Annotated in this window: 24 protein-coding genes and 1 riboswitch; of the genes, 14 read left to right on the forward strand and 10 right to left on the reverse strand. The window is 58.6% G+C overall.

The features are described 5' to 3' along the window. Position 1 precedes the first annotated feature (1 nt). On the forward strand, positions 2–2,839 hold the full coding sequence (gene glnE, locus OHJ17_RS03540) for a bifunctional [glutamate--ammonia ligase]-adenylyl-L-tyrosine phosphorylase/[glutamate--ammonia-ligase] adenylyltransferase (protein WP_032433538.1): 2,838 nt from the start codon (positions 2–4) through the stop codon (positions 2,837–2,839). A gap of 58 nt (positions 2,840–2,897) precedes the next feature. Then, on the forward strand, positions 2,898–4,331 hold the full coding sequence (gene hldE / locus OHJ17_RS03545) for a bifunctional D-glycero-beta-D-manno-heptose-7-phosphate kinase/D-glycero-beta-D-manno-heptose 1-phosphate adenylyltransferase HldE (protein WP_002916858.1): 1,434 nt from the start codon (positions 2,898–2,900) through the stop codon (positions 4,329–4,331). Between the two features lie 77 nt (positions 4,332–4,408). Here the strand turns inward: hldE and OHJ17_RS03550 are convergent, their stop codons facing one another. After that, positions 4,409–4,558, reverse strand: coding sequence for a hypothetical protein (locus OHJ17_RS03550; RefSeq protein WP_032433536.1), 150 nt, complete (start codon positions 4,556–4,558; stop codon positions 4,409–4,411). On the opposite strand from OHJ17_RS03550, the gene glgS reads away from it, so the two are divergent. Then, complete coding sequence (gene glgS, locus OHJ17_RS03555; RefSeq protein WP_002916857.1) at positions 4,550–4,747, forward strand: cell surface composition regulator GlgS; 198 nt, start codon at positions 4,550–4,552, stop codon at positions 4,745–4,747. The genes OHJ17_RS03550 and glgS overlap by 9 nt on opposite strands. 35 nt (positions 4,748–4,782) lie before the next feature. On the opposite strand, the gene ubiK is transcribed toward glgS, so the two are convergent. Next, the gene (gene ubiK / locus OHJ17_RS03560) at positions 4,783–5,055 is read right to left on the reverse strand and encodes a ubiquinone biosynthesis accessory factor UbiK (protein WP_004174355.1); all 273 of its coding nucleotides are present in this window, start codon (positions 5,053–5,055) and stop codon (positions 4,783–4,785) included. Between the two features lie 120 nt (positions 5,056–5,175). Further along, positions 5,176–5,327, forward strand: a riboswitch (FMN riboswitch). Between the two features lie 106 nt (positions 5,328–5,433). Here ubiK and ribB point away from each other — a divergent pair. Continuing rightward, a complete protein-coding gene (gene ribB, locus OHJ17_RS03565) occupies positions 5,434–6,087 on the forward strand; it encodes a 3,4-dihydroxy-2-butanone-4-phosphate synthase (RefSeq protein ID WP_004174356.1) in 654 nt (217 codons plus the stop codon). 61 nt (positions 6,088–6,148) lie between these two features. On the opposite strand, the gene zupT is transcribed toward ribB, so the two are convergent. Continuing rightward, positions 6,149–6,919, reverse strand: a complete 771-nt coding sequence (zupT, locus tag OHJ17_RS03570; protein WP_002916852.1) for a zinc transporter ZupT — start codon at positions 6,917–6,919, stop codon at positions 6,149–6,151. 186 nt (positions 6,920–7,105) lie between these two features. Here zupT and ygiD point away from each other — a divergent pair, with 186 nt between their 5' ends. After that, positions 7,106–7,897, forward strand: coding sequence for a 4,5-DOPA-extradiol-dioxygenase (ygiD, locus tag OHJ17_RS03575; RefSeq protein ID WP_004174357.1), 792 nt, complete (start codon positions 7,106–7,108; stop codon positions 7,895–7,897). Positions 7,898–7,941: 44 nt separating this feature from the next. Here the strand turns inward: ygiD and OHJ17_RS03580 are convergent, their stop codons facing one another. The 3 genes from OHJ17_RS03580 to tolC form a co-directional block, all read right to left on the reverse strand. Continuing rightward, positions 7,942–9,102 (reverse strand): glutathionylspermidine synthase family protein, encoded by a 1,161-nt coding sequence (locus OHJ17_RS03580; protein ID WP_004144540.1) that lies wholly within the window; start codon positions 9,100–9,102, stop codon positions 7,942–7,944. Positions 9,103–9,107: 5 nt separating this feature from the next. Continuing rightward, a complete protein-coding gene (locus tag OHJ17_RS03585; protein ID WP_032433535.1) occupies positions 9,108–9,779 on the reverse strand; it encodes a DUF1190 family protein in 672 nt (223 codons plus the stop codon). Between the two features lie 167 nt (positions 9,780–9,946). Next, positions 9,947–11,419 (reverse strand): outer membrane channel protein TolC, encoded by a 1,473-nt coding sequence (gene tolC, locus OHJ17_RS03590; protein WP_032433534.1) that lies wholly within the window; start codon positions 11,417–11,419, stop codon positions 9,947–9,949. Between the two features lie 196 nt (positions 11,420–11,615). On the opposite strand from tolC, the gene nudF reads away from it, so the two are divergent. The 5 genes from nudF to parE are packed head-to-tail and all read left to right on the forward strand — an operon-like array spanning position 11,616 to position 16,020. Then, entirely contained in the window at positions 11,616–12,248 is a 633-nt protein-coding gene (nudF, locus tag OHJ17_RS03595; RefSeq protein ID WP_002916848.1) for an ADP-ribose diphosphatase, read from the forward strand. Continuing rightward, the gene (locus tag OHJ17_RS03600) at positions 12,245–12,667 is read left to right on the forward strand and encodes a DUF1249 family protein (protein ID WP_002916847.1); all 423 of its coding nucleotides are present in this window, start codon (positions 12,245–12,247) and stop codon (positions 12,665–12,667) included. Before nudF ends, OHJ17_RS03600 begins: the two co-directional genes overlap by 4 nt. Positions 12,668–12,691: 24 nt before the next feature. Continuing rightward, positions 12,692–13,519: a 3',5'-cyclic-AMP phosphodiesterase gene (gene cpdA / locus OHJ17_RS03605; protein ID WP_002916846.1), complete on the forward strand. Its 828-nt coding sequence runs from the start codon at positions 12,692–12,694 to the stop codon at positions 13,517–13,519. Then, positions 13,519–14,094, forward strand: a complete 576-nt coding sequence (gene yqiA, locus OHJ17_RS03610) for an esterase YqiA (protein ID WP_002916845.1) — start codon at positions 13,519–13,521, stop codon at positions 14,092–14,094. The genes cpdA and yqiA overlap by 1 nt, the downstream gene beginning before the upstream one ends. Positions 14,095–14,124: 30 nt before the next feature. Continuing rightward, on the forward strand, positions 14,125–16,020 hold the full coding sequence (parE, locus tag OHJ17_RS03615) for a DNA topoisomerase IV subunit B (RefSeq protein ID WP_002916844.1): 1,896 nt from the start codon (positions 14,125–14,127) through the stop codon (positions 16,018–16,020). 72 nt (positions 16,021–16,092) lie between these two features. Here the strand turns inward: parE and OHJ17_RS03620 are convergent, their stop codons facing one another. From OHJ17_RS03620 to qseB, 4 genes are all read right to left on the reverse strand, one after another. Further along, a complete protein-coding gene (locus OHJ17_RS03620; RefSeq protein ID WP_002916842.1) occupies positions 16,093–16,407 on the reverse strand; it encodes a putative quinol monooxygenase in 315 nt (104 codons plus the stop codon). An 80-nt stretch (positions 16,408–16,487) separates the two neighbouring features. Next, a complete protein-coding gene (locus tag OHJ17_RS03625) occupies positions 16,488–17,069 on the reverse strand; it encodes an NAD(P)H-dependent oxidoreductase (protein WP_002916840.1) in 582 nt (193 codons plus the stop codon). A 106-nt stretch (positions 17,070–17,175) separates the two neighbouring features. Then, a complete protein-coding gene (gene qseC, locus OHJ17_RS03630; RefSeq protein ID WP_032432263.1) occupies positions 17,176–18,525 on the reverse strand; it encodes a quorum sensing histidine kinase QseC in 1,350 nt (449 codons plus the stop codon). Beyond that, positions 18,522–19,181 (reverse strand): quorum sensing response regulator transcription factor QseB, encoded by a 660-nt coding sequence (gene qseB, locus OHJ17_RS03635; RefSeq protein ID WP_002916836.1) that lies wholly within the window; start codon positions 19,179–19,181, stop codon positions 18,522–18,524. Before qseB ends, qseC begins: the two co-directional genes overlap by 4 nt. Before the next feature lie 150 nt (positions 19,182–19,331). Here qseB and OHJ17_RS03640 point away from each other — a divergent pair, with 150 nt between their 5' ends. The 4 genes from OHJ17_RS03640 (at position 19,332) to plsC (ending at position 23,983) form a co-directional block, all read left to right on the forward strand. After that, positions 19,332–19,727 (forward strand): YgiW/YdeI family stress tolerance OB fold protein, encoded by a 396-nt coding sequence (locus tag OHJ17_RS03640; RefSeq protein ID WP_002916833.1) that lies wholly within the window; start codon positions 19,332–19,334, stop codon positions 19,725–19,727. Between the two features lie 77 nt (positions 19,728–19,804). Further along, complete coding sequence (locus OHJ17_RS03645) at positions 19,805–20,674, forward strand: AraC family transcriptional regulator (RefSeq protein WP_002916831.1); 870 nt, start codon at positions 19,805–19,807, stop codon at positions 20,672–20,674. Between the two features lie 121 nt (positions 20,675–20,795). Beyond that, positions 20,796–23,054: a DNA topoisomerase IV subunit A gene (gene parC / locus OHJ17_RS03650; protein ID WP_032418356.1), complete on the forward strand. Its 2,259-nt coding sequence runs from the start codon at positions 20,796–20,798 to the stop codon at positions 23,052–23,054. A gap of 191 nt (positions 23,055–23,245) precedes the next feature. Next, on the forward strand, positions 23,246–23,983 hold the full coding sequence (gene plsC, locus OHJ17_RS03655) for a 1-acylglycerol-3-phosphate O-acyltransferase (RefSeq protein ID WP_002916826.1): 738 nt from the start codon (positions 23,246–23,248) through the stop codon (positions 23,981–23,983). Positions 23,984–24,014: the final 31 nt, after the last annotated feature.

The following is a 24,014-nucleotide window of genomic DNA, read 5'->3' on the forward strand; positions in this document are numbered from 1 at the left end:
TATGATGCCGCTTTCTCCGCAGTTACAGCAGCACTGGCAGACGGTCGCTGACCGTCTGCCAACGGATTTTCCCGTTGCCGAACTGAGCCCACAGGCCAGGTCGGTGATGGTGTTCAGCGATTTTGTCGAACAGAGTGTGATCGCTCAGCCGGGCTGGCTGAATGAGCTTGCGGACTCCGCGCCGGCGGCGGAAGAGTGGCGGCATTACGAAGCCTGGCTGCAGGAGCGCCTGCAGGCCGTCACTGACGAAGCGGGATTGATGCGAGAGCTGCGTCTCTTCCGCCGCCAGATGATGGTCCGCATCGCCTGGGCGCAGGCGTTGTCGCTGGTGCGCGAAGAAGAGACGCTGCAGCAGCTGAGCGTCCTGGCGGAGACCCTGATTGTCGCCGCCCGCGACTGGCTGTACGCCGCCTGCTGTAAAGAGTGGGGAACGCCATGCAACGCCGAGGGTCAGCCGCAGCCGCTGCTGATCCTCGGGATGGGAAAGCTGGGCGGCGGCGAGCTGAACTTCTCTTCCGATATCGATCTGATCTTTGCCTGGCCGGAGCATGGCGCCACCCGCGGCGGCCGCCGCGAGCTGGATAACGCCCAGTTCTTTACCCGCCTGGGGCAGCGGCTTATCAAGGCGCTCGACCAGCCGACGCAGGACGGCTTTGTTTATCGGGTGGACATGCGCCTGCGGCCGTTTGGCGACAGCGGGCCGCTGGTGCTCAGCTTTGCGGCGCTGGAAGATTATTACCAGGAGCAGGGGCGGGACTGGGAACGCTACGCGATGGTGAAAGCGCGGATCATGGGCGATAACGACGGCGCCTACGCCAGCGAACTGCGCGCGATGCTTCGCCCCTTCGTCTTCCGCCGCTATATCGACTTCAGCGTGATCCAGTCGCTGCGTAACATGAAAGGCATGATCGCCCGTGAAGTGCGGCGTCGCGGGCTGAAAGACAACATCAAGCTCGGCGCCGGCGGCATTCGTGAAATTGAATTTATCGTTCAAGTCTTTCAGCTGATCCGCGGCGGTCGCGAACCTGCGCTGCAGCAGCGCGCGCTATTGCCGACACTGGCGGCGATTGATGAGCTGCATCTGCTGCCGGAAGGCGACGCGACGCTGCTGCGCGCGGCCTATCTGTTCCTGCGCCGGCTGGAAAACCTGCTGCAAAGTATCAACGATGAACAGACCCAGACCCTGCCGCAGGATGAACTGAACCGCGCCAGACTGGCGTGGGGGATGCATACCGATGACTGGGAGACGCTGAGCGCGCAGCTGGCGAACCATATGGCCAACGTACGGCGGGTGTTTAATGAACTGATCGGCGATGACGAGGCTCAGTCGCCAGATGAGCAGCTGGCCGAGTACTGGCGCGAGCTGTGGCAGGATGCGCTGGAAGAAGATGACGCCAGTCCGGCGCTGGCGCATTTAAACGACGCCGACCGCCGCAGCGTGCTGGCGCTGATTGCCGATTTCCGCAAAGAGCTGGATCGGCGCACCATCGGCCCGCGCGGCCGCCAGGTGCTGGATCAGCTGATGCCGCATCTGCTGAGCGAAATCTGCTCGCGCGCCGATGCGCCGCTGCCTCTGGCGCGGATCACGCCGCTGTTGACCGGCATCGTCACCCGCACCACCTATCTTGAACTGCTGAGCGAATTCCCCGGCGCGCTGAAACACCTGATTACGCTCTGCGCGGCATCGCCGATGGTCGCCAGCCAGCTGGCGCGCCACCCGCTGCTGCTGGATGAGCTGCTGGATCCCAACACCCTCTATCAGCCGACGGCGACCGATGCCTATCGCGACGAGCTGCGTCAGTATCTGCTGCGGGTGCCGGAAGAGGATGAAGAGCAGCAGCTGGAGGCGTTGCGCCAGTTCAAGCAGGCGCAGCAGCTACATATCGCGGCGGCGGATATCGCCGGCACCCTACCGGTGATGAAGGTCAGCGACCATTTAACCTGGCTTGCCGAAGCGATCCTCGATGCGGTGGTGCAGCAGGCATGGGGGCAGATGGTGGCTCGCTACGGCCTGCCGACCCACCTGCACGATCGCCAGGGGCGCGGCTTCGCCGTCGTCGGCTACGGCAAGCTCGGCGGTTGGGAGCTGGGCTACAGCTCCGATCTCGACCTGGTGTTCCTCCATGACTGTCCGGCGGAGGTGATGACCGACGGCGAGCGGGAGATTGACGGCCGTCAGTTCTACCTGCGGCTGGCCCAGCGGATCATGCATCTGTTCAGCACCCGCACCTCGTCCGGTATTCTCTACGAAGTGGACGCCCGGCTGCGCCCTTCCGGCGCGGCGGGGATGCTGGTTACCACCGCTGACGCGTTTGCCGACTATCAGCAGAACGAGGCCTGGACGTGGGAGCATCAGGCGCTGGTGCGCGCCCGCGTGGTCTATGGCGACCCGGCGTTGCAGGCGCGCTTTGACGCCATTCGTCGCGATATCCTGACCACCCCGCGGGAGGGCGCAACCCTGCAGACCGAGGTTCGCGAGATGCGCGAGAAGATGCGCGCCCACCTCGGCAACAAGCATCCCAATCGTTTTGATATCAAAGCCGATGGCGGCGGGATCACGGATATTGAATTTATTACCCAGTATCTGGTCCTACGCTATGCCAGCGACAAGCCGAAGCTGACCCGCTGGTCTGATAATGTGCGTATTCTCGAGCTGCTGGCGCAGAACGACATCATGGACGAGGAGGAAGCGCGCGCCTTAACGCACGCGTACACCACCTTGCGTGACGCGCTCCATCACCTGGCCCTGCAGGAGCTGCCGGGACACGTGGCGCCAGAGGCCTTCAGCCGGGAGCGCGAGCAGGTCAGCGCCAGCTGGCAGAAATGGCTGATGGCTTAACTATAAAATCGGGTGTGCTATTATCGCGCGCAAAGTTTGCGTCTCGCAGGAGAGAGTCATGAAAGTAACGCTGCCGGAGTTTGAACGTGCAGGAGTGTTGGTGGTGGGTGATGTGATGCTGGACCGCTACTGGTACGGCCCCACCAGTCGTATTTCCCCGGAAGCCCCGGTGCCGGTGGTGAAGGTGGAAAATATCGAAGAACGTCCTGGCGGCGCGGCAAACGTAGCGATGAACATCGCCTCGCTGGGGGCAACCTCGCGCCTGGTGGGATTGACCGGGATTGATGACGCCGCCCGCGCGCTGAGCCAGGCGCTGGCCAACGTCAATGTGAAGTGCGACTTCGTCTCCGTCCCGACTCACCCGACTATCACCAAGCTGCGGGTGCTGTCGCGCAATCAACAGCTGATCCGCCTCGACTTTGAAGAGGGCTTCTCCGGCGTCGATCCGCAGCCGATGCACGAGCGCATTCAGCAGGCGCTGGGCTCTATTGGCGCGCTGGTCCTTTCGGACTATGCCAAAGGGGCGCTGACCAGCGTCCAGACCATGATCCGACTCGCACGTGAAGCGGGCGTGCCGGTGCTGATCGATCCGAAAGGCACCGATTTCGAACGCTATCGCGGCGCGACGTTGCTCACCCCGAACCTCTCTGAGTTTGAAGCGGTGGTGGGCAAGTGCCAGGATGAAGCGCAGATCGTTGAGCGCGGCATGAAGCTCATCGCCGAATTCGAACTGTCGGCGCTGCTGGTGACGCGCTCTGAGCAGGGGATGACGCTGCTGCAGCCGGGGCGTCCGCCGCTGCATATGCCGACCCAGGCCCAGGAAGTGTACGACGTGACCGGCGCCGGCGACACGGTGATTGGCGTGCTGGCGGCGACCCTGGCGTCCGGCAACACCCTGGAAGAGGCCTGCTATTTCGCTAACGCCGCGGCGGGCGTGGTGGTCGGTAAGCTGGGTACATCCACCGTTTCCCCTGTCGAGCTGGAAAACGCGGTCCGCGGCCGGGCTGAGACCGGCTTTGGCGTGATGAGCGAAGAGGAACTCAAACAGGCGGTTGCGGCGGCGCGCAAACGCGGCGAGAAAGTGGTGATGACCAACGGCGTCTTCGACATTCTGCATGCCGGTCATGTCTCCTATCTGGCGAATGCGCGCAAGCTGGGCGACCGTCTGATCGTGGCGGTCAACAGCGATGCCTCCACCAAACGTCTGAAAGGCGAAACCCGCCCGGTGAACCCGCTGGAACAGCGGATGATCGTGCTGGGGGCGCTGGAAGCCGTCGACTGGGTGGTCTCCTTCGAAGAAGATACTCCGCAGCGCCTGATCGCTGGCATCCTGCCGGATCTGCTGGTCAAAGGCGGCGACTACAAACCGGAGCAGATCGCCGGCAGCGAAGAGGTCTGGGCGAACGGTGGCGAAGTGCTGGTGCTCAACTTTGAAGATGGCTGCTCAACTACCAATATTATTAAGAAAATACAAAAAGATAGCGACAAATAAGCTTTTCGCTATTCACCGGTTTGTACGGTGAAGCATCACGGCCTGCGATAGACGTATCGCGGACCGTTTTTATTTAATCATGTGGAAAATGATTTAGCGCAATAAATAATCATGTTAAGCGCATTTTTCGTACAAATCGCGTTAAGGTAAGCGTAAATACTGAAGTGAATAAAAGGCATATGACTGATCAGAACATCCACCGCTGAAGGAGTATGCGCATGAACCATAACGATATGTATTCAATGAAGAATTTTGATTTTTTGGCGCGGAGTTTCGCCAGAATGCACGCCCAGGGCCAGCCAGTTGATCTTCAGGCCATTGTCGGCAATATGGATGAAGAACATCGTGAATGGTTTTGCCAGCGCTATGAACTGTACTGTCGCCAGGTGAGTAGTCAGGCGGAAGCCGCCCATTAAGCCAAACGCAAAACGGGCCCCCAGGGGCCCGTTTTTTACTGCTGCTCTTCGCTGCCCGGCGTCGTCGCCGGGCGGTTTTCGAGGTCATTCAGGCGCTGCTCCAGCAGCGCCAGTTTTTCCCGGGTCCGCAGCAGCACCTGAGTCTGCACGTCAAACTCTTCGCGGCTAACCAGATCCAGACGGGTCAGCTGCGACTGCAGCGCCTGGCGGATTTTCTTCTCAACATCCTCACCCAGATCGCGAAGTCCTTTTGGCATCGACTCATGGACCTGGCGGGCGATTTGTTCAATTTTTTTCGGGTCAATCATGGTGGTTTCCTGCTCGGGTCGGATGATTGATCATTGTAGTGCGAACCAGGCCGCCTATAAACCAGAAATGTTTGAAGCTTATGCATTGCCGAGGATAGTCAATAGCGTTATAGTTATCTCGCTTATTCTCAGGGCGGGGCGAAATTCCCCACCGGCGGTAAATCAACCATGGCGTTGAAAGCCCGCGAGCGCTTCCCGTGACTACGGGAAGGTCAGCAGATCCGGTGTAATTCCGGGGCCGACGGTTAAAGTCCGGATGGGAGAGAGTAACGGCACAGTCGGGCCCAGGCCCGCTCGCGTTGACTTTTGCCGCTAAACCGGCGCTCCTAAGACTGCCCTGATTCTGGTAACCATAATTTTAATGAGGTTTTTTTTACCATGAATCAGACGCTCCTTTCTTCTTTTGGTACCGCTTTTGAACGTGTGGAACACGCTTTGGACGCCCTGCGCGAAGGCCGCGGCGTGATGGTGCTTGATGATGAAGACCGTGAAAACGAAGGCGATATGATCTTCGCCGCCGAAACCATGACCGTTGAGCAGATGGCGCTGACCATTCGTCACGGCAGCGGCATTGTGTGCCTGTGCCTGACCGAAGATCGCCGCAAACAGCTGGATCTGCCGATGATGGTAGAGAACAACACCAGCGCCTACGGCACCGGCTTCACGGTGACCATCGAAGCGGCCGAAGGTGTGACCACCGGCGTCTCCGCTGCCGACCGCGTGACCACCGTCCGCGCGGCCATCGCCGACGGCGCGAAACCTTCCGATCTCAACCGTCCAGGTCACGTCTTCCCGCTGCGTGCGCAGCCGGGCGGCGTACTGACCCGCGGCGGCCACACCGAAGCCACTATCGACCTCGTGACCCTGGCTGGCTTTAAACCGGCAGGCGTGCTGTGCGAGCTGACCAATGACGATGGCACCATGGCCCGCGCGCCGGAGTGCATCAAGTTCGCTCAGCAGCACAATATGGCGGTAGTCACGATTGAAGATCTGGTGGCCTATCGTCGCGAACATGAGCGTAAAGCCAGCTAAATAGCGGTTCGCTATGCCCGAACACAGCCCACTTGTTAGTGGGCTGTGTTGTTTCTGCGCTTTAACCGATGCCCATCGTCTGGAGTACCACCAGGCTCAGCCCCATGACCGACATCCCGCACAGGACGCCGTAGCTTGGATTGCTTTGCGGATCGATCTCTTTCGCCAGCGGCATCAGTTCATCGACCGACAGCGCCACCATAATCCCGGCGACGGCAGCCATGATCGCGCCCATCACCAGCGGCGAGACCAGGCTCCCCAGAATCAACCACGCCAGCACGCCGCCCAAAATTTCCGCCATGCCGGAAAGCCCGGCCCAGAGCACCGCTTTGCTGCGCGAGCCGGTGGCGGCATACACCGGTCCGGCAACCGCCAGTCCTTCCGGAATATTGTGCAGGGCGACGGCAAGGGCGACGCCCATGCCAAGCTCGAGGTTGTTGCTGGCCGTGACATAGGTGGCGATCCCTTCCGGAAAGTTATGCAGGCTGATCCCCAGCGTCAGAAGAATAGCGGTGCGGCGTAAGTTGCGCGGGCGCGGCATGGCGGGAGTCATCAGATCCTGCGGGTGGGCGTGCGGCAGCAGGCGGTCAAGGCCAAAGTAGCCCAGCAGGCCGACAACAAACATTCCGTAGCCGAGCAGCGGCGACATGCCCTCGGCGGCCAGCGCGGCAGGCAGCATTTCCATCAACGAAATCAATAGCATAATCCCGGCGGCAAAGCCGAGGGAGAAGCCAAGCAGGCGGTTAGAGGGTTTCTGGCCAATCACGCCGAATATGGCGCCAATGAAGGTTGCGCTACCGGCTAACAGCGTCAATATTAAGGGTGATGACATCGCTTCTCTCCCTGTGAAAATAATTACATACGAGTATATTGCCTGAGGATGCGCGTACGGGACACGTCTCTTTACCGCGAATTACATTCAAATTTTCTGAAGATCATCATCATGGTTATCTGAGTTTATCCTGGCGCAAAAGCGCGTAATGTGAGCACATCACATTGACACCCTAAGGATATCATCATGTCCCGTACCCGAATGCCCGCGTTGTTTCTCGGCCATGGCAGCCCAATGAACGTGCTGGAAGACAACCGTTATACCCGCGCCTGGGCTCAACTGGGCGAAACCCTGCCGCGTCCGAAAGCGATCGTGGTGGTCTCTGCGCACTGGTTTACGCGCGGTACGGGCGTAACGGCGATGGAGGCGCCGAAGACCATTCATGACTTCGGCGGTTTTCCGCAGGCGCTGTATGACACGCATTATCCGGCGCCGGGCTCTCCGGCGCTGGCGCAACGGCTGGTGGAGCTGCTCTCGCCGGTGCCGGTCACCCTCGATACAGAAGCCTGGGGATTTGACCATGGCTCGTGGGGCGTGCTGATTAAAATGTATCCGCAGGCGGATATCCCGATGGTTCAGTTGAGCATCGACAGCACCAAACCGCCGGCCTGGCATCTCGAAATGGGGCGGAAGCTGGCCTCGCTGCGTGATGAAGGCATTATGCTGGTGGCCAGCGGCAATGTGGTGCATAACCTGCGCACCGCCCGCTGGCATGGCGAGAACACGCCGTACCCTTGGGCAGAGTCCTTCAATAACTACGTGAAAGCGAATCTGCAATGGCAGGGGCTGGACGAGCAGCACCCGCTGGTTAACTACCTGGCACACGAAGGGGGCTCGCTCTCCAATCCGACGGCGGAGCATTTCCTGCCGCTGCTGTATGTCCTGGGGACGTGGGATGGCGTTGAGGCGATGACGATCCCGGTCGATGGCATCGAGATGGGCTCGCTGAGCATGCTGTCGGTGTTGGTTGGCGCCTGATGATAGCGCGCTCCGGCGGCATTTACCGTCGCCGGAGCGCGGCATTATTCGACGAAAATGTGCGGATAGAAGCGCGACAGATCCTGGGTGATCAGCGCCCGGTCTTCGCGAATACCGATCCCTGCAGGCTGGTCGTTGATGAGCCAGCTGCCAATCAGCGTATAGCTATCGCCAAACTTCGGCAGCGGGTAAAACGCCTGCACGATGGTGCCTTCTTCCCCGTACGGGCCTTCTACTGCCTCCACCACTTTGCCATTTTCAACGATCGACACGTTAGCGCCTTCGCGGGAGAAGATTGGCTTAATGACGTACTTCTCCATCTCCGGGTGAGTATCTTCGCTGAAGTAGGCCGCCAGCAGATTAGGGTGATTGGGGAACATCTCCCACAGCATCGGCAGCAGCGCCTTGTTGGAGATAATGCTTTTCCACGCCGGCTCCAGCCAGCGGACGCCAGCGTCTTCCAGCTTGGTGGAGAACATCTCCCGCAGCATAAACTCCCACGGATAGAGCTTGAACAGATTGCCAATCACCTGATCCTGCAGATCGGTAAACTGGCCTTTTTCGCCCAGGCCGATATCTTCAACGTAGAGGAATTCCGTCGCCAGCCCCGCTTCAGCGGCGCAGTCCTGCAGATACTGCACGGTACCGCGATCTTCAACGGTATCGCGGCAGCAGGCCATATGCAGCAGCTGAAAGCCAAACTGCTCGCGCAGCTCGCCGAAGCGATCGATCAGCTTTTCCTGCAAACTGTTGAACTGGTCGCTGCCCGCCGGCAGCTTGCCGGCGTTGAGCTGATCTTCCAGCCAGATCCACTGGAAGAAGGCCGCTTCATACAGCGAGGTCGGGGTGTCGGCATTGTTCTCCAGCAGCTTCGGTTCGCCGACGCCATCCCAGGCCAGGTCGAGACGTGAGTAGAGCGACGGCTGGTTGGTTTTCCACGACTGACGTACAAAACCCCAGGTGTGTTTAGGGATGCGGAATTTGGTCATCAGCTCATCGCTGGCGATCACTTTTTCCACCACCTGGAGGCACATCTGATGTAGCTCAGCGGTGACCGCTTCCAGCTTTTCCACCTGCGCGAGGGTCAGCTTGTAATACGCCTCTTCGCTCCAGTAGGGCTCGCCGTACATGGTATGGAAGTTGAAACCGTACTCGGTCGCTTTCTCGCGCCAGTCCGGGCGCTCGGTAATACTGACTCTTTCCATGTTGCTTAGCCGCCCATTGAGCGAGAAGAGGACGTTGAGCCTGCGGCGCTACGCTGCATGGTCGACTGTTTCGCTACCGACTCGCCAAAGCCGCCGCGGGTGACGGTGGTGGTGGTGGCTGGCTTCGGCGCCATCGCGGTTTTCGGCACATTCATGGTGCGGCCCGGCCGGGCGGCGCCATAGCTCTTGCCGCTGGCGTCAGTGTACTGACCGTAGGCCGGGCTGGCCGGATTTTTCGAGCTGAACAGCGGCTGCTGTTGCGCCATGCCGCCGCCCATCAGGCGGCCCATCATGTAGCCGGCCATCAGCGGCATCCAGAAGCTGCCGCTGCTTTGCGCCTGCGCCTGGTTTTCCGGGGCGACGCCCGCCTGGGCTGGCGTCTGCTGGCACTGGCCTTCGCCAAACTCGGCGACGCAGTCTTCGCGGGTGGCATACTTCGGCGCAGTGCGCTCTGCCTCTTTTACCGCGTTGGTGTAGGCCGTGGTGCATTCGGCTGCTTTGCCCGGGTTGGCGGCGGAGCAGTCATCGGCGTTCTGGTACAGCGACACCGTTTCGTCGCTTTTTTCACAACCGGCGAGCATAAAGACCGCGGTAACGGCCAGCGCGACCGGCGTCAGATGGCGTGCGCTCCAGCTTTTGCGGAACGACGAATGATTAATATTTTTTGTCCGTTTCATATTTGTCTTCCAGGACCCAGTGGTATGGCGTGTGTTAACGCTCAGGATAGAGGATGAGTGGTGGAAAATGAAGCGAAGAGGGGCGCTAAGCGGGGGATCTTTACGTTGCCTTACGTTTAACGCATCGCCTGTCCGACGGACAGGCGATGCGCATCACAGTATGAGAATTACTGACGGAACGGATTGCTGCCGCTGCTCTGGTTGGTCCGTGCGGACGCCGGCTTCACCGCCGCGGTAGTGTTGCCGTAGCCATCAGCGGTGGCATCCTGTTGCGGATTTTCCGGCGCGACGCTATCTGCGGAGGTGGAGATGGGTTTACCCAGCGTGTTGTTCAGGGCGACCAGATCCTGCTCGTTCAGGGTACCTAACGCCGACTTAATGTTCAGCTCGTTGATCAGGTAGTTGTAGCGCGCATTCGAGAGCTGCTGCTTAGCGTTATACAGCGTAGTGGTGGCGTCGAGGACGTCAACGATCGTACGCGTACCCACCGAGTAGCCAGCTTCCATGGCATCCAGGGAGCTTTGCGCAGAGACCACCGCCTGTTTGTAGGCGTTGATGCTGCTGATGGAGGCGTTCACGTTGTTAAACGATGAACGCACAGTCTGCACGACGCTGCGGTGGGCGCTTTCCAGCTGCTCGCTGGCGCCAACGAAGTTGTATTGCGCCTGTTTGACCTGCGAGGTCACCGCGCCGCCCTGATACAGTGGCAGAGAGAAGTTCAGGCCGATTTGGTTCTGCCCGGCATCGTTATCCTGGTATTGCTGAGGATTATTATGGGTTTTTGAACCACTGTAGCTAGTATTCGATATCCCACTCGACGCGGATAGGCTGAGCGTCGGCAAATGGCCGTCCTGCGCCTGGCGAATCTGCTCGCGAGCCAGGTCCTGGTTCAGACGCGCCTGCAGCAGCGACAGGTTGCGGTTCTCCGCTTCCTTCAGCAGGGCGTTGACCGCCTGCGGCTTGTTGGTTTTGAAGCCATTCACGTTCAGGGAGGCCAGCTCCGGATAGTAATTACCGGTGACCTGACGCAGTTCTTCGACGGCGTTGTCGAGATCGTTACGCGCGGTGACTTCGTTCGCCAGCACGGCATCGTATTGTGAACGGGCGTTCTGTACGTCGGTGATCGCCACCAGGCCTACGTTAAAGCGCTGCGTGGTTTGATCCAACTGGCGGTAAATAGCCTGTTTCTGCGCTTCGGTATAGGAAAGCGTGTCGATGGCGGCCAGCACTTTAAAATAGGCCGTCGCGGTATTCAGAATCAGTGTTTGCTGATCGGTCTGATACGTGACATCCTGAATCCCTGCCGTTTTTTCCTGCAGCGTCAGGGCGCGCCATTTCGACATATCAAACAGAACCTGCGTTAACTGCAGCGAGCCGCTGGTGACGTTTGAATTGATGCCGTTGCTGTCGCGATAGCCATTGTTATAGGTATAATCCGCTCCCAGCCCAAGCTGAGGCAGTAATGGACTGCGCGCTTCGTTGATCTTTTCGAACGCGGCGTCACGATCGGCTGCCGATTTACGCAGATCGGGGTTGCTGATGCGTGCCTGCTGGTAAACCTGAAGCAGGTTTTCCGCCTGGCTCATGGCGCTGAACCCGGTCAGGCTCAGGCCGATAAGAATGGGGAGCAATTTCTTCATTTGCATTCCTTGTTGTGAAGCATTTAGCGCTGGTCTAATTCTAAGAAAAATTCCGCTGATTGTATCGATTCTGCCGCCGTAAAAAGTTGGCGTTACGTGCCATCCGGCGGTAATTTGCACCAATCTAACATACGGACCGTAAAACGGTAGCCAAACGGTTTGGAAATCCCTAATTTCAGATTCGCAGGACATGACAATGAGCAAACCCACGCAGCAGGGAATTACCTTCTCCAAAAATGATGTAGAAATTATTGCACGCGAAACGCTATATCGTGGTTTTTTTTCGCTCGATTTATACCGTTTTCGCCACCGCCTGTTTAACGGCGGCATGAGTGGCGAAATCACCCGTGAAATTTTTGAGCGCGGGCACGCCGCCGTCTTGCTACCCTTTGACCCGGTGCGCGACGAAGTGGTGCTGGTCGAACAAATCCGTATCGCCGCCTATGATACCAGCGAGAGCCCGTGGCTGCTGGAGATGGTCGCCGGCATGATTGAAGCGGGTGAAACGGTGGAAGATGTTGCCCGTCGGGAAGCGCTGGAGGAGGCCGGGCTTGAAGTTGGGCGGACGAAACCAATATTAAGCTATCTGGCCAGTCCCGGCGGCACCAGCGAACGGTTATCGATCCTGGTGGGAGAAGTTGATGCATCGACGGCAAAAGGCATTCACGGCCTGGCCGAGGAAAACGAGGATATTCGGGTGCATGTGGTGAGTCGGGAGCAGGCTTACCAGTGGGTAGAAGAGGGGAAAATCGACAACGCAGCCTCTGTCATCGCCTTGCAATGGCTGCAATTGCATTATCACAATTTACGAAATGAGTGGACAAAATGAAGCGTTATACACCTGACTTCCCTGAGATGATGCGCCTGTGCGAGACCAACTTCGCGCAGTTGCGCCGCCTGTTGCCGCGAACGGATGCAGCGGGTGAGAAGGTAAGCTATCAGGTGGGAAGCGCGCAGTATCGGTTAACGATAGTTGAATCGACCCGCTACACTACTCTGGTGGCAATAGAGCAGACTCTGCCTGCAGTGAGCTACTGGAGCCTGCCATCGATGACCGTCCGCCTCTACCATGACGCCATGGTGGCCGAAGTGTGTTCGAGTCAGCAGATCTTTCGCTTCAAAGCGCGATATGATTATCCTAATAAAAAGTTGCATCAACGCGACGAAAAGCATCAAATTAACCAGTTTTTGGCCGACTGGCTGCGTTACTGTTTAGCACATGGAGCGATGGCGATTCCGGTTTGTTAGCGTCGTTAAACCTAAGGACACCATTTGGAAAGCCTGTTAAACCTACCTCTGGCTGGTGAGGCCAGAGTCAGGATATTACAAATTACTGATACTCACCTGTTTGCTGAAAAGCATGAAACGTTGTTAGGCATCAATACCTGGGATAGCTATCAGGCCGTACTGTCGGCCATTCATGCCTCACAGCGTCCATGCGATCTGATTGTCGCAACAGGCGATCTGGCGCAGGACCACTCCTCCGCGGCCTATCAGCATTTTGCTGAGGGCATCGCGAGTTTTGCTGCACCCTGCGTCTGGCTACCGGGCAACCATGATTTCCAGCCGGCGATGTACAGCACCCTGCAGGAGGCGGGCATTTCCCCTGCCAAGCGCGTGTTTCTCGGCGATCGCTGGCAGATCCTGCTGCTCGACAGCCAGGTGTTTGGCGTTCCCCATGGCGAGCTGAGCGACTTCCAGCTGGAGTGGCTCGAACATAAGCTGGCGGAGGCGCCGGAGCGCTATACCTTACTCCTGCTGCACCATCATCCGCTGCCGGCCGGCTGCAGCTGGCTGGATCAGCATAGTCTGCGCAACGCCGGCGCGCTGGACAGCGCGTTGAGCGCCTGGCCGCGGGTGAAGCATCTTTTGTGCGGCCATATTCATCAGGAACTGGATCTCGACTGGAATGGCCGGCGCATGATGGCGACGCCGTCGACCTGCGTCCAGTTTAAACCGCACTGTGCCAATTTCACTCTGGATACGGTGTCACCGGGCTGGCGCTGGCTGGAGCTTCACCCTGACGGGACGCTGACCACCGAAGTGTGCCGCCTGGAAGGCGCCGCGTTTCATCCGGATATTGCTTCAGAAGGCTACTGATGGCGACGCTCCTTTATCTGCACGGCTTTAACAGCTCTCCGCGCTCGGCGAAGGCGACGGCGTTAAAGACCTGGCTGGCGCAGCACTATCCTGAGATCACCATGGTGGTGCCGGAGTTGCCGCCTTACCCGGCGGAAACGGCGGAGCTGTTGGAGTCCATCGTGCTGGAGCACGGCGGCGAGCCGCTGGGGGTCGTAGGGTCGTCGCTGGGCGGCTACTACGCGACCTGGCTTTCGCAGTGCTTTATGCTGCCGGCGGTGGTGGTTAACCCGGCGGTGCGGCCGTTTGAACTACTAAACAATTTTCTCGGCCACAATGAGAATCCATACACCGGGCAGCAATATGTGCTAGAGTCTCGCCATATTTACGATCTCAAAGTCATGCAAATCGACCCGCTCGAAGCGCCGGATTTACTCTGGCTGCTGCAGCAGACCGGGGATGAAGTGCTTGATTACCGCCAGGCCGTGCATTACTACGCCTCTTGCCGGCAGACGGTAGAGGAGGGCGGTAATCACGCATTTGTCGGCTTTGACGATCATTTCACTCAGATTATCGAATTTCTCGGCCTGCGCTAAACGGCCCTGAACGACCTACGAATACACACCATGACGCAATCTTCATATAATGCTGATGCCATTGAGGTACTCACCGGGCTAGAGCCGGTGCGCCGCCGTCCGGGCATGTATACCGACACCACTCGTCCTAACCATCTTGGTCAGGAAGTTATTGATAACAGTGTGGATGAAGCGCTGGCAGGCCACGCCAAACGCGTGGAAGTTATCCTTCATGCCGACCAGTCCCTGGAGGTCATTGACGATGGTCGTGGGATGCCGGTCGACATCCACCCGGAAGAGGGCGTGCCAGCGGTTGAGCTGATCCTCTGCCGGCTGCATGCGGGCGGTAAGTTTTCCAATAAAAACTATCAGTTTTCCGGCGGCCTGCACGGGGTGGGGATCTCGGTAGTCAACGCCCTGTCAAAACGCGTGGAGGTCAACGTGCGTCGCGACGGTCAGGTCTACAGCATCGCCTTTGAAAATGGTGAAAAAGTGGAAGACCTGCACGTCACCGGCACCTGCGGCAAACGCAATACCGGGACCAGCGTCCATTTCTGGCCGGACGAAAGCTTCTTCGACAGCCCGCGCTTTTCCGTTTCACGTCTGACCCACCTGTTAAAAGCGAAAGCGGTGCTGTGCCCGGGCGTGGAAATTGTTTTCCGCGACCAGGTGAACAACAGCGAGCAGAGCTGGTGCTATGCCGATGGCCTGAACGATTACCTGAGCGAAGCGGTGAACGGCCTGCCGCTGCTGCCGGAAAAACCATTCGTCGGCGCCTTCTCCGGCGAGACGGAGGCGGTGGACTGGGCGCTGCTGTGGCTGCCGGAAGGCGGCGAGCTGCTGACCGAGAGCTACGTGAACCTGATCCCGACCATGCAGGGCGGAACGCACGTTAACGGTCTGCGTCAGGGGCTGCTCGACGCGATGCGTGAGTTCTGCGAGTACCGTAATATCCTGCCGCGCGGCGTGAAGCTGTCAGCGGAAGATATCTGGGATCGCTGCGCCTACGTGCTGTCGGTGAAGATGCAGGATCCGCAGTTCGCCGGGCAAACCAAAGAGCGCCTGTCGTCGCGCCAGTGCGCGGCGTTCGTCTCCGGCGTGGTGAAGGACGCCTTCAGCCTGTGGCTGAATCAGAACGTGCAGGCCGCGGAGCTGCTGGCGGAGATGGCCATCTCCAGCGCCCAGCGCCGTCTGCGCGCGGCCAAAAAAGTGGTGCGCAAAAAGCTGACCAGCGGTCCGGCGCTGCCGGGTAAGCTGGCGGACTGTACCGCCCAGGATCTGAACCGTACCGAGCTGTTCCTTGTCGAAGGGGATTCGGCGGGCGGCTCAGCCAAGCAGGCGCGCGATCGCGAATATCAGGCGATCATGCCGCTGAAGGGCAAGATCCTTAATACCTGGGAAGTCTCCTCCGATGAAGTGTTAGCTTCGCAAGAAGTGCACGACATTTCGGTGGCGATTGGTATTGACCCGGATAGCGATGATTTAAGCCAGCTGCGCTACGGTAAAATTTGTATTCTGGCGGATGCGGACTCCGATGGTCTGCACATTGCCACCCTGCTGTGCGCGCTGTTCGTAAGACATTTCCGTACCCTCGTGAAAGAGGGGCACGTCTATGTGGCGCTACCGCCGCTGTACCGTATCGACCTCGGTAAAGAGGTTTACTACGCGCTGACGGAAGAAGAAAAAACCGGCGTGCTGGAGCAGCTAAAGCGCAAGAAGGGCAAGCCAAACGTCCAGCGCTTTAAAGGGCTCGGTGAGATGAACCCGATGCAGCTGCGCGAAACCACCCTTGACCCGAATACCCGCCGCCTGGTGCAGCTGGTGATCAGCGATGAGGACGAGCAGCAGACCACGGCGATAATGGATATGCTGCTGGCCAAAAAGCGTTCGGAAGATCGTCGCAACTGGCTGCAGGAGAAGGGCGATATGGCGGATCTGGAAGTGTAAGTCTGTACGTTGCGCCAGACGTAAAAGGGAGCCTCAGGCTCCCTTTTTCATGGCATTACTGAGTCGGCGGACTTAAACGCCAGCCTGCAGAATACGGATGCTGGTCTCCAGCACATCGCCTTTGACCGCTTCCGACCAGGCTTTCATGTGCGGGGTTTGCAGGTGTGCTTCAAGATGCGCGACGCTTTCCCACTGCTCGACCATGACGATAGAGTCGGGCGCCGTGGTCTGGAAGCTGACGCCGGCGGCATGATCCACCAGCGGGGCATAGCCGTGGCAGCCGGCCTCCTGCAAAACGGTCGGAATAATTTTCGCGAACTGATCGAGAACCGCCTGGCGGTGGTGCTGGCCCGGGCGGGTACGGATTTCTGCAATCACTGTTAACATGGTTAACTCAACTCCTTCTGTGTGGATCTCGTCATACTCCAGGTTCGAATAACTCGAAATATGTAGAGCTAGACCTCTAGTTAACCAAAAATTTCCGCCAGATGCTTGCGATATTCTGCGATATACCGTGGGACATCAGGCATTTTAATCACGTCGTTGGCGATAAAGGTCGGCAATGCCTCCATGCCGAGGAACTGATTGGCTTTATGGAACGGCAGGTAAACGCCGTCAACGCCGACGCCGTGGAAGAACTGGTCTTTGTCGGTGAAGGCTTCCATCGGCGCGTTCCAGGTCAGAGAAAGCATATATTTTTTCCCCTGCACCAGGCCGCCGGAGCCATATTTTTTGCTGGCGTCGGAGCGGGTACGGCCATCGCTGGCGTACAGCGAGCCGTGGCCTTCGGTAAAGACGTCATCCATATATTTTTTCACCGTCCACGGAGCGCCCATCCACCAGCCCGGCATCTGCCAGATCACCACATCGGCCCACAGGAAATTCTGTACTTCTTCTTTTACGTCGTACTCGCTTTCGGCGCGAACGCTTTTAACATCGTGCCCGGCGTCGCGCAGATAACTCTCCGCGACCTCGGTCAGGGTGTCGTTCAGTTGACCATTAGAGTGCGCGAACTTTTTCGCCCCATTGATAATCAGGATGTTGCTCATTTTTTACCCTCATATATGAAAATTTGCCGACGATCTTACCCCGCGAAGCGGGGCAGTAAAATGAGCAAAATGTGCAAAGTCTTTTGCCAAATGAGCAATAATCTCGCTACCAGTACACGCGGGCCTCGAAGCCGCCGTCGCGCGCGTTGGCAAAATCAACCTGCATGCCGTGCAGCGAGGCGATGCGCCGGACGATCGACAAGCCCAGGCCGCTGCCCGGCGCCTCCTGCCCCGGCGGACGATAAAAACGCTCGCCAATGCGCGAGAGCGCCTGCGGGCTAATGCCTGGGCCGTTATCGCGCACCCGGAACTCGCGGGCGTTGAGCGTGATATCGACCTGGCTGCCGCGCGGGCTATAGCGTACGGCGTTATCCAGCAGATTGCGCACCAGCAGACTGAGCAGCAGCGGCTGGCCGGTGCGGACGATATGGCTGGCATTAAGATGCAGGCGCAGCTCAATCCCGGACTGCTGCGCCGGGTGATACATCTCCATCACTGCCGACTGCAGCAGATCGGCGATAGCGACCTTCTGCACATCATCCAGTTGGGCGAGCGAGTCCAGCCGCGACAGCGTCAGCAGCTGATCCACCAGTCGGGTGGCGCGATCGATCCCCTGGTGGAGCTGATCCAACGCTTTCTCACGCCCTTCGGGATCGTCCAGGGAGAGTTGGGCGACTTCGGTCTGCACCTTCAGCGCCGCCAGCGGGCTGCGTAACTCATGGGCGGCATCAGAGGTAAACCGACGCTCGCGCAGCATGGCGTCGTGAGTGCGTCGGAACAGCTGATTCAGCGCTTCGACCAGCGGGCGAACTTCGGCGGGGATCTTCTCCACGCTGAGCGAATCCGCCGAGTCCGGCGCGCGCAGGCGCAGCGTGCGCGCCAGATTTTTCAATGGCGCCAGCTCGCGGCTTAACAGCACGATGAGCAGCACGAACATCAGCGGCAGGGCAACCATCCACGGGGTGAGCTGCGAGGTCACGATATCCATCGCCATTTCGCGCCGGTAATCCCACTCCTGGCCGACGGCGATGCGGTAGCGGCCGTCGGCGGTGGTTAACCACAGGAAACGCCACTCGTCATCGTCGTCACGCAGATAGCCATCGCTGAATCCCTCGCGCTGCGAATTCCACTGAATATCCTCTCCGTTCTCGCCGTCATTAAGCACCATTTTGCCGTCGCGGGTGAAGATGGCGAACGCCAGCGCGTCGTCGTCGATGTGCCCGTGGCGTACCTTTTTCTTTTCCCCGAGCAAGGCGGGCGGGGCGCGCAGTTCATCGAAATGCATGACGCTCAGGCGGCGAGCGAACAGCAGCTGCTGGGTATCGAACAGCTTATCCAGCTTTTTGCTGGTCTGCTGCCAGGCGATAACGCTGGCCATTCCCCAGGCGGCGGTGGTCAGTACGGCAAACAGCAGCGTCAGGCGCAGGCGCAGGCTCAGGCGGGCAAGTCGTTTCATGCGTCACCCAGGGTATAGCCGATGCCGTGGACGGTACGGATAAAGTCGCTGCCGAGCTTGCGGCGCAGATGATGGACGTGAACTTCCACGGCGTTGCTGGAGACCTCGTCGTCCCAGGTGTAGAGCTTTTCCTCGATAAGCTTACGCGGCAATACGCGCCCGGCGTTGCGCATAAGCAGTTCCAGCAGGGCGAACTCCTTCGGCTTCAGCGCCAGGCTTTCGCCGTCGAGGCTGGCGGTTAAGCGGTTCGGATCGAGGATCACCTTGCCGTGGCGCAGTTCGCTGCTGCTCTGGCCGTGCGCGCGGCGGATCAACGCTTCGAGGCGCGCTGCCACCTCAATCAGGGCGAAAGGTTTGCACAGGTAGTCATCGGCGCCCAGGCGCAGGCCCTCCACCCGCTGGCTGAGGGCATCGCGGGCGGTGAGGATCAGCACCGGCTCATGGCGGCCTTTATCGCGCCATTCGCGCAGAATATCGAGGCCATCGATGCCGGGTAGGGTGAGGTCAAGGATTGCGGCGTCGTAGGGGGCGCTGTATAAGGCATTTTTGCCCTCCAGCCCGGCGGTAAACCAGTCAATGCTAAAGCCCATTTTGCTCAGCCCGGCTTTGATGCCGTCGCCGATAAGCTTGTCATCTTCCACCAGTAATATGCGCATGTTTCCCTCCGACGATCCCGTTTCTTTGCGCAGTAAACCGCGTAGAAGCGGGTGATGTACAGCATTAAAATTTCTTTTTTCCGCTTAAGAAGTCGTTAAGTTTTGTCGGGCGTAATAGGAGCCATACCAACACAAAAGGGAGAATATAAGATGAAAAAAATTGCTGCGATGACCGCGATTATTGCTTTGGTTTCCATGCCGGTACTGGCCGCCGGGCAGGGAGGATTCACCGGACCGTCTACTACCACTACCACCCAGGCTGGCGGCTTCACCGGGCCGAGCGGCGCGGTGACCACCGTGGCGAACGCCAAGTCGCTGCGTGATGACACCTGGGTAACCCTGCGCGGTAAAATCGTCGAGCGCATCTCTGATGACCTGTATAAATTCCAGGATGCTTCCGGGGTGATCAATGTCGATATCGACCACAAGCGCTGGAACGGCGTGACCGTCGGCCCGCAGGACACAGTAGAAATTCAGGGGGAAGTCGATAAGGACTGGAACTCGGTAGAAATCGACGTTAAACAGATCCGTAAAATCGCGCCATAAGTCTCCGTCGGATAAGCGCAAGATCGGTCAGGAATCGCGATCCTCGCTCTGTCAGAGTATGTCGCGAGGAGGAGACGATGAACGATATTAAGGCCAGCCCGGCGTATGTCGGGCGCTTCCAGCGCGTCTGTAGGTACATTGCGCGCCATCTTGATGAGCCGCTGTCGTTGGAGACGCTGAGCGCGATAGCGCACAGTTCGCCTTACCATTTTCACCGGCAATTTAGCGCTTATACCGGCATTCCATTGTACCGGTATATTCAGTGGTTGCGTCTGCGACGCGCCTGTTGGCGCCTGGCGTTCAACCCCCGCGATAAAGTCATCGATATTGCCCTTGATGCCGGATTTCAGAATGCGGAGTCGTTCAGTCGTGCCTTCCGTACCGCGTTTGACCAAAGCCCGACCCAATTCCGTCAACAACCGGACTGGGCCGAGTGGCATCGACGCGTACCGAAACATACGCTACAGGAGCAAACGTCGATGGACGTCAACATTATTTCGTGCCCCTCCACCCGGATAGCCGTACTGCAACATCGCGGTAGCCCGGACCTTGTCAACGCCACCGCCGCGCGTTTTATCGCCTGGCGTAAGACGAGCGGACTATCGCCCGTCGCCACCAGCGATACCTGGGGGATCGCCTGGGACGATCCGCAGACCACCCCGCAGGAGGCATTTCGTTTTGATATCTGCGGTACGGTCGATCGGCCGGTTGGTGAAAACGCCTTTGGCGTGATTAACGGCGAAATCCCCGGCGGACGCTGCGCCGTCGTGCGCCATCACGGCTCGCTGGACACGCTGGCGAACAGCGTTTGGTTTCTCTATCGCGACTGGTTACCCGCTTCAGGCGAGACGTTACGGGATTTTCCGGTGTACTTCCGTTACCTCAATTTTGTCCATGAGGTGGCTGAGCATGAACTGCAAACCGATATTTATCTGCCGCTGGCCTGATTAAGCGTGACGGAATCCTCAGCCGATCTCACGGCCTGTGACTCAGGGCGTGAGATCGGGTATTATCGCGGGTAGTTTTGCCGTCCGAACGGTCGGTACCCAGATTGAGGATCCACGATTAATGAGCGATATGGCAGAGCGCCTTGCGCTGCATGAATTTACGGAAAATGCTTACCTGAACTACTCCATGTACGTGATCATGGACAGGGCATTACCGTTTATTGGCGATGGCTTAAAACCGGTCCAGCGTCGCATCGTCTATGCGATGTCCGAGCTGGGGCTGAACGCCAGCGCGAAATTCAAAAAGTCCGCCCGCACCGTCGGCGACGTGTTGGGTAAATATCACCCGCACGGCGACATTGCCTGCTATGAAGCGATGGTGCTGATGGCGCAGCCGTTCTCTTACCGCTATCCGCTGGTGGATGGTCAGGGAAACTGGGGGGCGCCGGACGATCCCAAATCTTTCGCCGCCATGCGTTACACCGAATCCCGCCTGTCGAAGTATGCCGAGCTGCTGCTCAGCGAGCTGGGGCAGGGGACGGTCGACTGGGTGCCAAACTTTGACGGCACGCTGCAGGAGCCGAAAATGCTGCCAGCGCGTCTGCCGAACATCCTGCTGAACGGTACCACCGGCATCGCGGTAGGCATGGCGACCGATATTCCTCCGCACAACCTGCGGGAAGTGGCCAAAGCGGCGATTACGCTGATTGAGCAGCCGAAAACCACCCTCGACGAACTGCTGGATATCGTACAGGGGCCGGATTTCCCGACCGAGGCGGAGATCATCACCTCGCGGGCGGAAATTCGCAAAATCTACCAGAACGGGCGCGGCTCAGTGCGCATGCGCGCGGTGTGGAGTAAAGAGGACGGCGCGGTGGTGATCAGTGCGCTGCCGCATCAGGTCTCTGGCGCCAAAGTGCTGGAGCAGATTGCGGCGCAGATGCGCAATAAAAAGCTGCCGATGGTTGACGATCTGCGCGACGAATCGGACCACGAAAACCCGACCCGTCTGGTGATTGTCCCGCGCTCCAGCCGGGTGGATATGGAACAGGTGATGAACCACCTGTTCGCCACCACCGATCTGGAGAAGAGCTACCGCATCAACCTCAATATGATCGGCCTTGACGGCCGCCCGGCGGTGAAAAACCTGCTGGAGATCCTCAGCGAGTGGCTGGTGTTCCGTCGCGATACCGTGCGTCGCCGTCTAAACCATCGGTTAGAGAAAGTGCTGAAGCGCCTGCATATCCTCGAAGGTTTGCTGGTGGCGTTTCTTAATATCGATGAAGTGATTGAGATCATCCGCACTGAAGATGAACCGAAGCCGGCCCTGATGTCGCGCTTTGGCATCAGCGAAACCCAGGCGGAAGCGATTCTGGAATTAAAACTGCGCCACCTCGCCAAACTGGAAGAGATGAAGATCCGCGGCGAGCAGAGCGAGCTGGAAAAAGAGCGCGACCAGCTGCAGGCGATTCTGGCGTCTGAACGTAAGATGAACAACCTGCTGAAAAAAGAGCTGCAGGCCGATGCCGATGCCTTCGGCGACGACCGTCGCTCGCCGCTTCACGAGCGTGAAGAAGCGAAAGCGATGAGCGAGCATGACATGCTGCCGTCTGAGCCGGTGACTATCGTTCTGTCGCAGATGGGCTGGGTGCGCAGCGCCAAAGGACACGACATTGACGCCCAGGGCTTGAGCTATAAGGCGGGCGACAGCTGGAAAGCCTCGGCGAAGGGCAAGAGCAACCAGCCGGTGGTGTTTATCGATACCACCGGACGCAGCTATGCCATCGATCCGATTACTCTGCCTTCCGCGCGTGGCCAGGGTGAACCGCTTACCGGCAAACTGACCCTGCCGCCGGGCGCGACCGTGGAGCATATGCTAATGGAAAGCGACGATCAGAAACTGCTGATGGCTTCCGACGCGGGCTACGGTTTCGTCTGTACCTTCAACGATCTGGTGGCGCGCAACCGTGCCGGGAAAGCGCTAATCACCCTGCCTGACAACGCGCACGTGATGCCGCCGCTGGTGATTGAGGATGAGTCCGATATGCTGCTGGCCATCACCGCCGCCGGGCGGATGCTGATGTTCCCGGTCAGCGATCTGCCGCAGCTGTCGAAAGGCAAGGGCAACAAAATTATCAGCATTCCGGCGGCGGAAGCCGCAGCCGGCCAGGACGGTCTGGCACATCTGTTTGTTCTGCCGCCGCAGAGTACGCTGACCATTCACGTCGGCAAACGGAAGATCAAACTGCGTCCGGAAGAGCTGCAAAAAGTCACCGGCGAGCGCGGCCGCCGCGGTTCGCTGATGCGCGGGCTGCAGAAAATTGACCGCGTGGAAATTGACTCGCCGCGTCGTGCCGCGGCAGGCGATAGCGAAGAGTAAGCGCGTCTCCTCCCGTCTTTGACGGGAGGAGACGAAAAAATGCCGCAAAATCGTTGTTTATTCAGGCGTTGCGATTAACAATGTCCATCATCAGGGACCCAGGAAGAACGGTCCCGGCCTGCGCAGAACTTGTGAGCCTGCCTTCTGCCAGCAGCGAATAATTCTAAGCGGTTTGGGTTTTAGAGGTAGCTATGCTATTCATTTTTCGAGTAATTTTCGTGGTCATTTATTGCATCGTAGTGTGCGTACTTGGCTGTCTGTACTGCTTGTTCAGCCCACGTAATCCAAAACACGTTGCCACTTTCGGCCATCTGTTTGGCCGTTTATCTCCGGTATTTGGCCTCAAGGTAGAGCTACGCAAACCCGCCGACGCGGAAAGCTATGGCAACGCGATCTACATCGCTAACCACCAGAACAACTATGATATGGTGACGGCGTCGAATATCGTGCAGGCTCCGACGGTCACCGTAGGTAAAAAGAGCCTGCTGTGGATCCCGTTCTTTGGCCAACTGTACTGGCTGACGGGCAATTTGCTGATTGACCGTAATAACCGAACCAAAGCGCACGGCACTATTGCCGAAGTCGTCAACGCTTTTAAAAAGCGTAAAATTTCGTTCTGGATGTTCCCGGAAGGGACCCGTAGCCGCGGCCGCGGCCTGCTGCCGTTTAAAACCGGGGCTTTTCACGCGGCTATTGCCGCTGGGGTGCCGATTATTCCGGTGTGTGTCTCGAATACATCGAATAAAATAAAGCTCAATCGCTGGAACAACGGTCTGGTGATTGTGGAAATGCTGCCGCCGGTAGATACCACTCAGTTTGGTAAAGACAACGTGCGCGCGCTGGCGACGCATTGCCGCGAGCTGATGGCCGCCAAAATCGCTGATCTGGACAACGAAGTGGCCGAGCGCGAAGCGGCTGGAAAGCAATAAGACAGGAAACGCCGCCAACGCGCGCGTATTG

The organism is Klebsiella sp. KP20-425-1 (assembly GCF_025813515.1).
Lineage (GTDB): Bacteria > Pseudomonadota > Gammaproteobacteria > Enterobacterales > Enterobacteriaceae > Klebsiella > Klebsiella pneumoniae.

Bases quoted from the DNA above. Each gene is read 5' to 3' on its own strand.
- glnE (WP_032433538.1), top strand. From the start codon at position 2: ATGATGCCGCTTTCTCCGCAGTTACAGCAGCACTGGCAGACGGTCGCT.
- hldE (WP_002916858.1), top strand. From the start codon at position 2,898: ATGAAAGTAACGCTGCCGGAGTTTGAACGTGCAGGAGTGTTGGTGGTG.
- glgS (WP_002916857.1), top strand. From the start codon at position 4,550: ATGAACCATAACGATATGTATTCAATGAAGAATTTTGATTTTTTGGCG.
- OHJ17_RS03550 (WP_032433536.1), bottom strand. From the start codon at position 4,558: ATGGTTCATGCGCATACTCCTTCAGCGGTGGATGTTCTGATCAGTCAT.
- ubiK (WP_004174355.1), bottom strand. From the start codon at position 5,055: ATGATTGACCCGAAAAAAATTGAACAAATCGCCCGCCAGGTCCATGAG.
- ribB (WP_004174356.1), top strand. From the start codon at position 5,434: ATGAATCAGACGCTCCTTTCTTCTTTTGGTACCGCTTTTGAACGTGTG.
- zupT (WP_002916852.1), bottom strand. From the start codon at position 6,919: ATGTCATCACCCTTAATATTGACGCTGTTAGCCGGTAGCGCAACCTTC.
- ygiD (WP_004174357.1), top strand. From the start codon at position 7,106: ATGTCCCGTACCCGAATGCCCGCGTTGTTTCTCGGCCATGGCAGCCCA.
- OHJ17_RS03580 (WP_004144540.1), bottom strand. From the start codon at position 9,102: ATGGAAAGAGTCAGTATTACCGAGCGCCCGGACTGGCGCGAGAAAGCG.
- OHJ17_RS03585 (WP_032433535.1), bottom strand. From the start codon at position 9,779: ATGAAACGGACAAAAAATATTAATCATTCGTCGTTCCGCAAAAGCTGG.
- tolC (WP_032433534.1), bottom strand. From the start codon at position 11,419: ATGAAGAAATTGCTCCCCATTCTTATCGGCCTGAGCCTGACCGGGTTC.
- nudF (WP_002916848.1), top strand. From the start codon at position 11,616: ATGAGCAAACCCACGCAGCAGGGAATTACCTTCTCCAAAAATGATGTA.
- OHJ17_RS03600 (WP_002916847.1), top strand. From the start codon at position 12,245: ATGAAGCGTTATACACCTGACTTCCCTGAGATGATGCGCCTGTGCGAG.
- yqiA (WP_002916845.1), top strand. From the start codon at position 13,519: ATGGCGACGCTCCTTTATCTGCACGGCTTTAACAGCTCTCCGCGCTCG.
- parE (WP_002916844.1), top strand. From the start codon at position 14,125: ATGACGCAATCTTCATATAATGCTGATGCCATTGAGGTACTCACCGGG.
- OHJ17_RS03620 (WP_002916842.1), bottom strand. From the start codon at position 16,407: ATGTTAACAGTGATTGCAGAAATCCGTACCCGCCCGGGCCAGCACCAC.
- OHJ17_RS03625 (WP_002916840.1), bottom strand. From the start codon at position 17,069: ATGAGCAACATCCTGATTATCAATGGGGCGAAAAAGTTCGCGCACTCT.
- qseC (WP_032432263.1), bottom strand. From the start codon at position 18,525: ATGAAACGACTTGCCCGCCTGAGCCTGCGCCTGCGCCTGACGCTGCTG.
- qseB (WP_002916836.1), bottom strand. From the start codon at position 19,181: ATGCGCATATTACTGGTGGAAGATGACAAGCTTATCGGCGACGGCATC.
- OHJ17_RS03640 (WP_002916833.1), top strand. From the start codon at position 19,332: ATGAAAAAAATTGCTGCGATGACCGCGATTATTGCTTTGGTTTCCATG.
- OHJ17_RS03645 (WP_002916831.1), top strand. From the start codon at position 19,805: ATGAACGATATTAAGGCCAGCCCGGCGTATGTCGGGCGCTTCCAGCGC.
- parC (WP_032418356.1), top strand. From the start codon at position 20,796: ATGAGCGATATGGCAGAGCGCCTTGCGCTGCATGAATTTACGGAAAAT.
- plsC (WP_002916826.1), top strand. From the start codon at position 23,246: ATGCTATTCATTTTTCGAGTAATTTTCGTGGTCATTTATTGCATCGTA.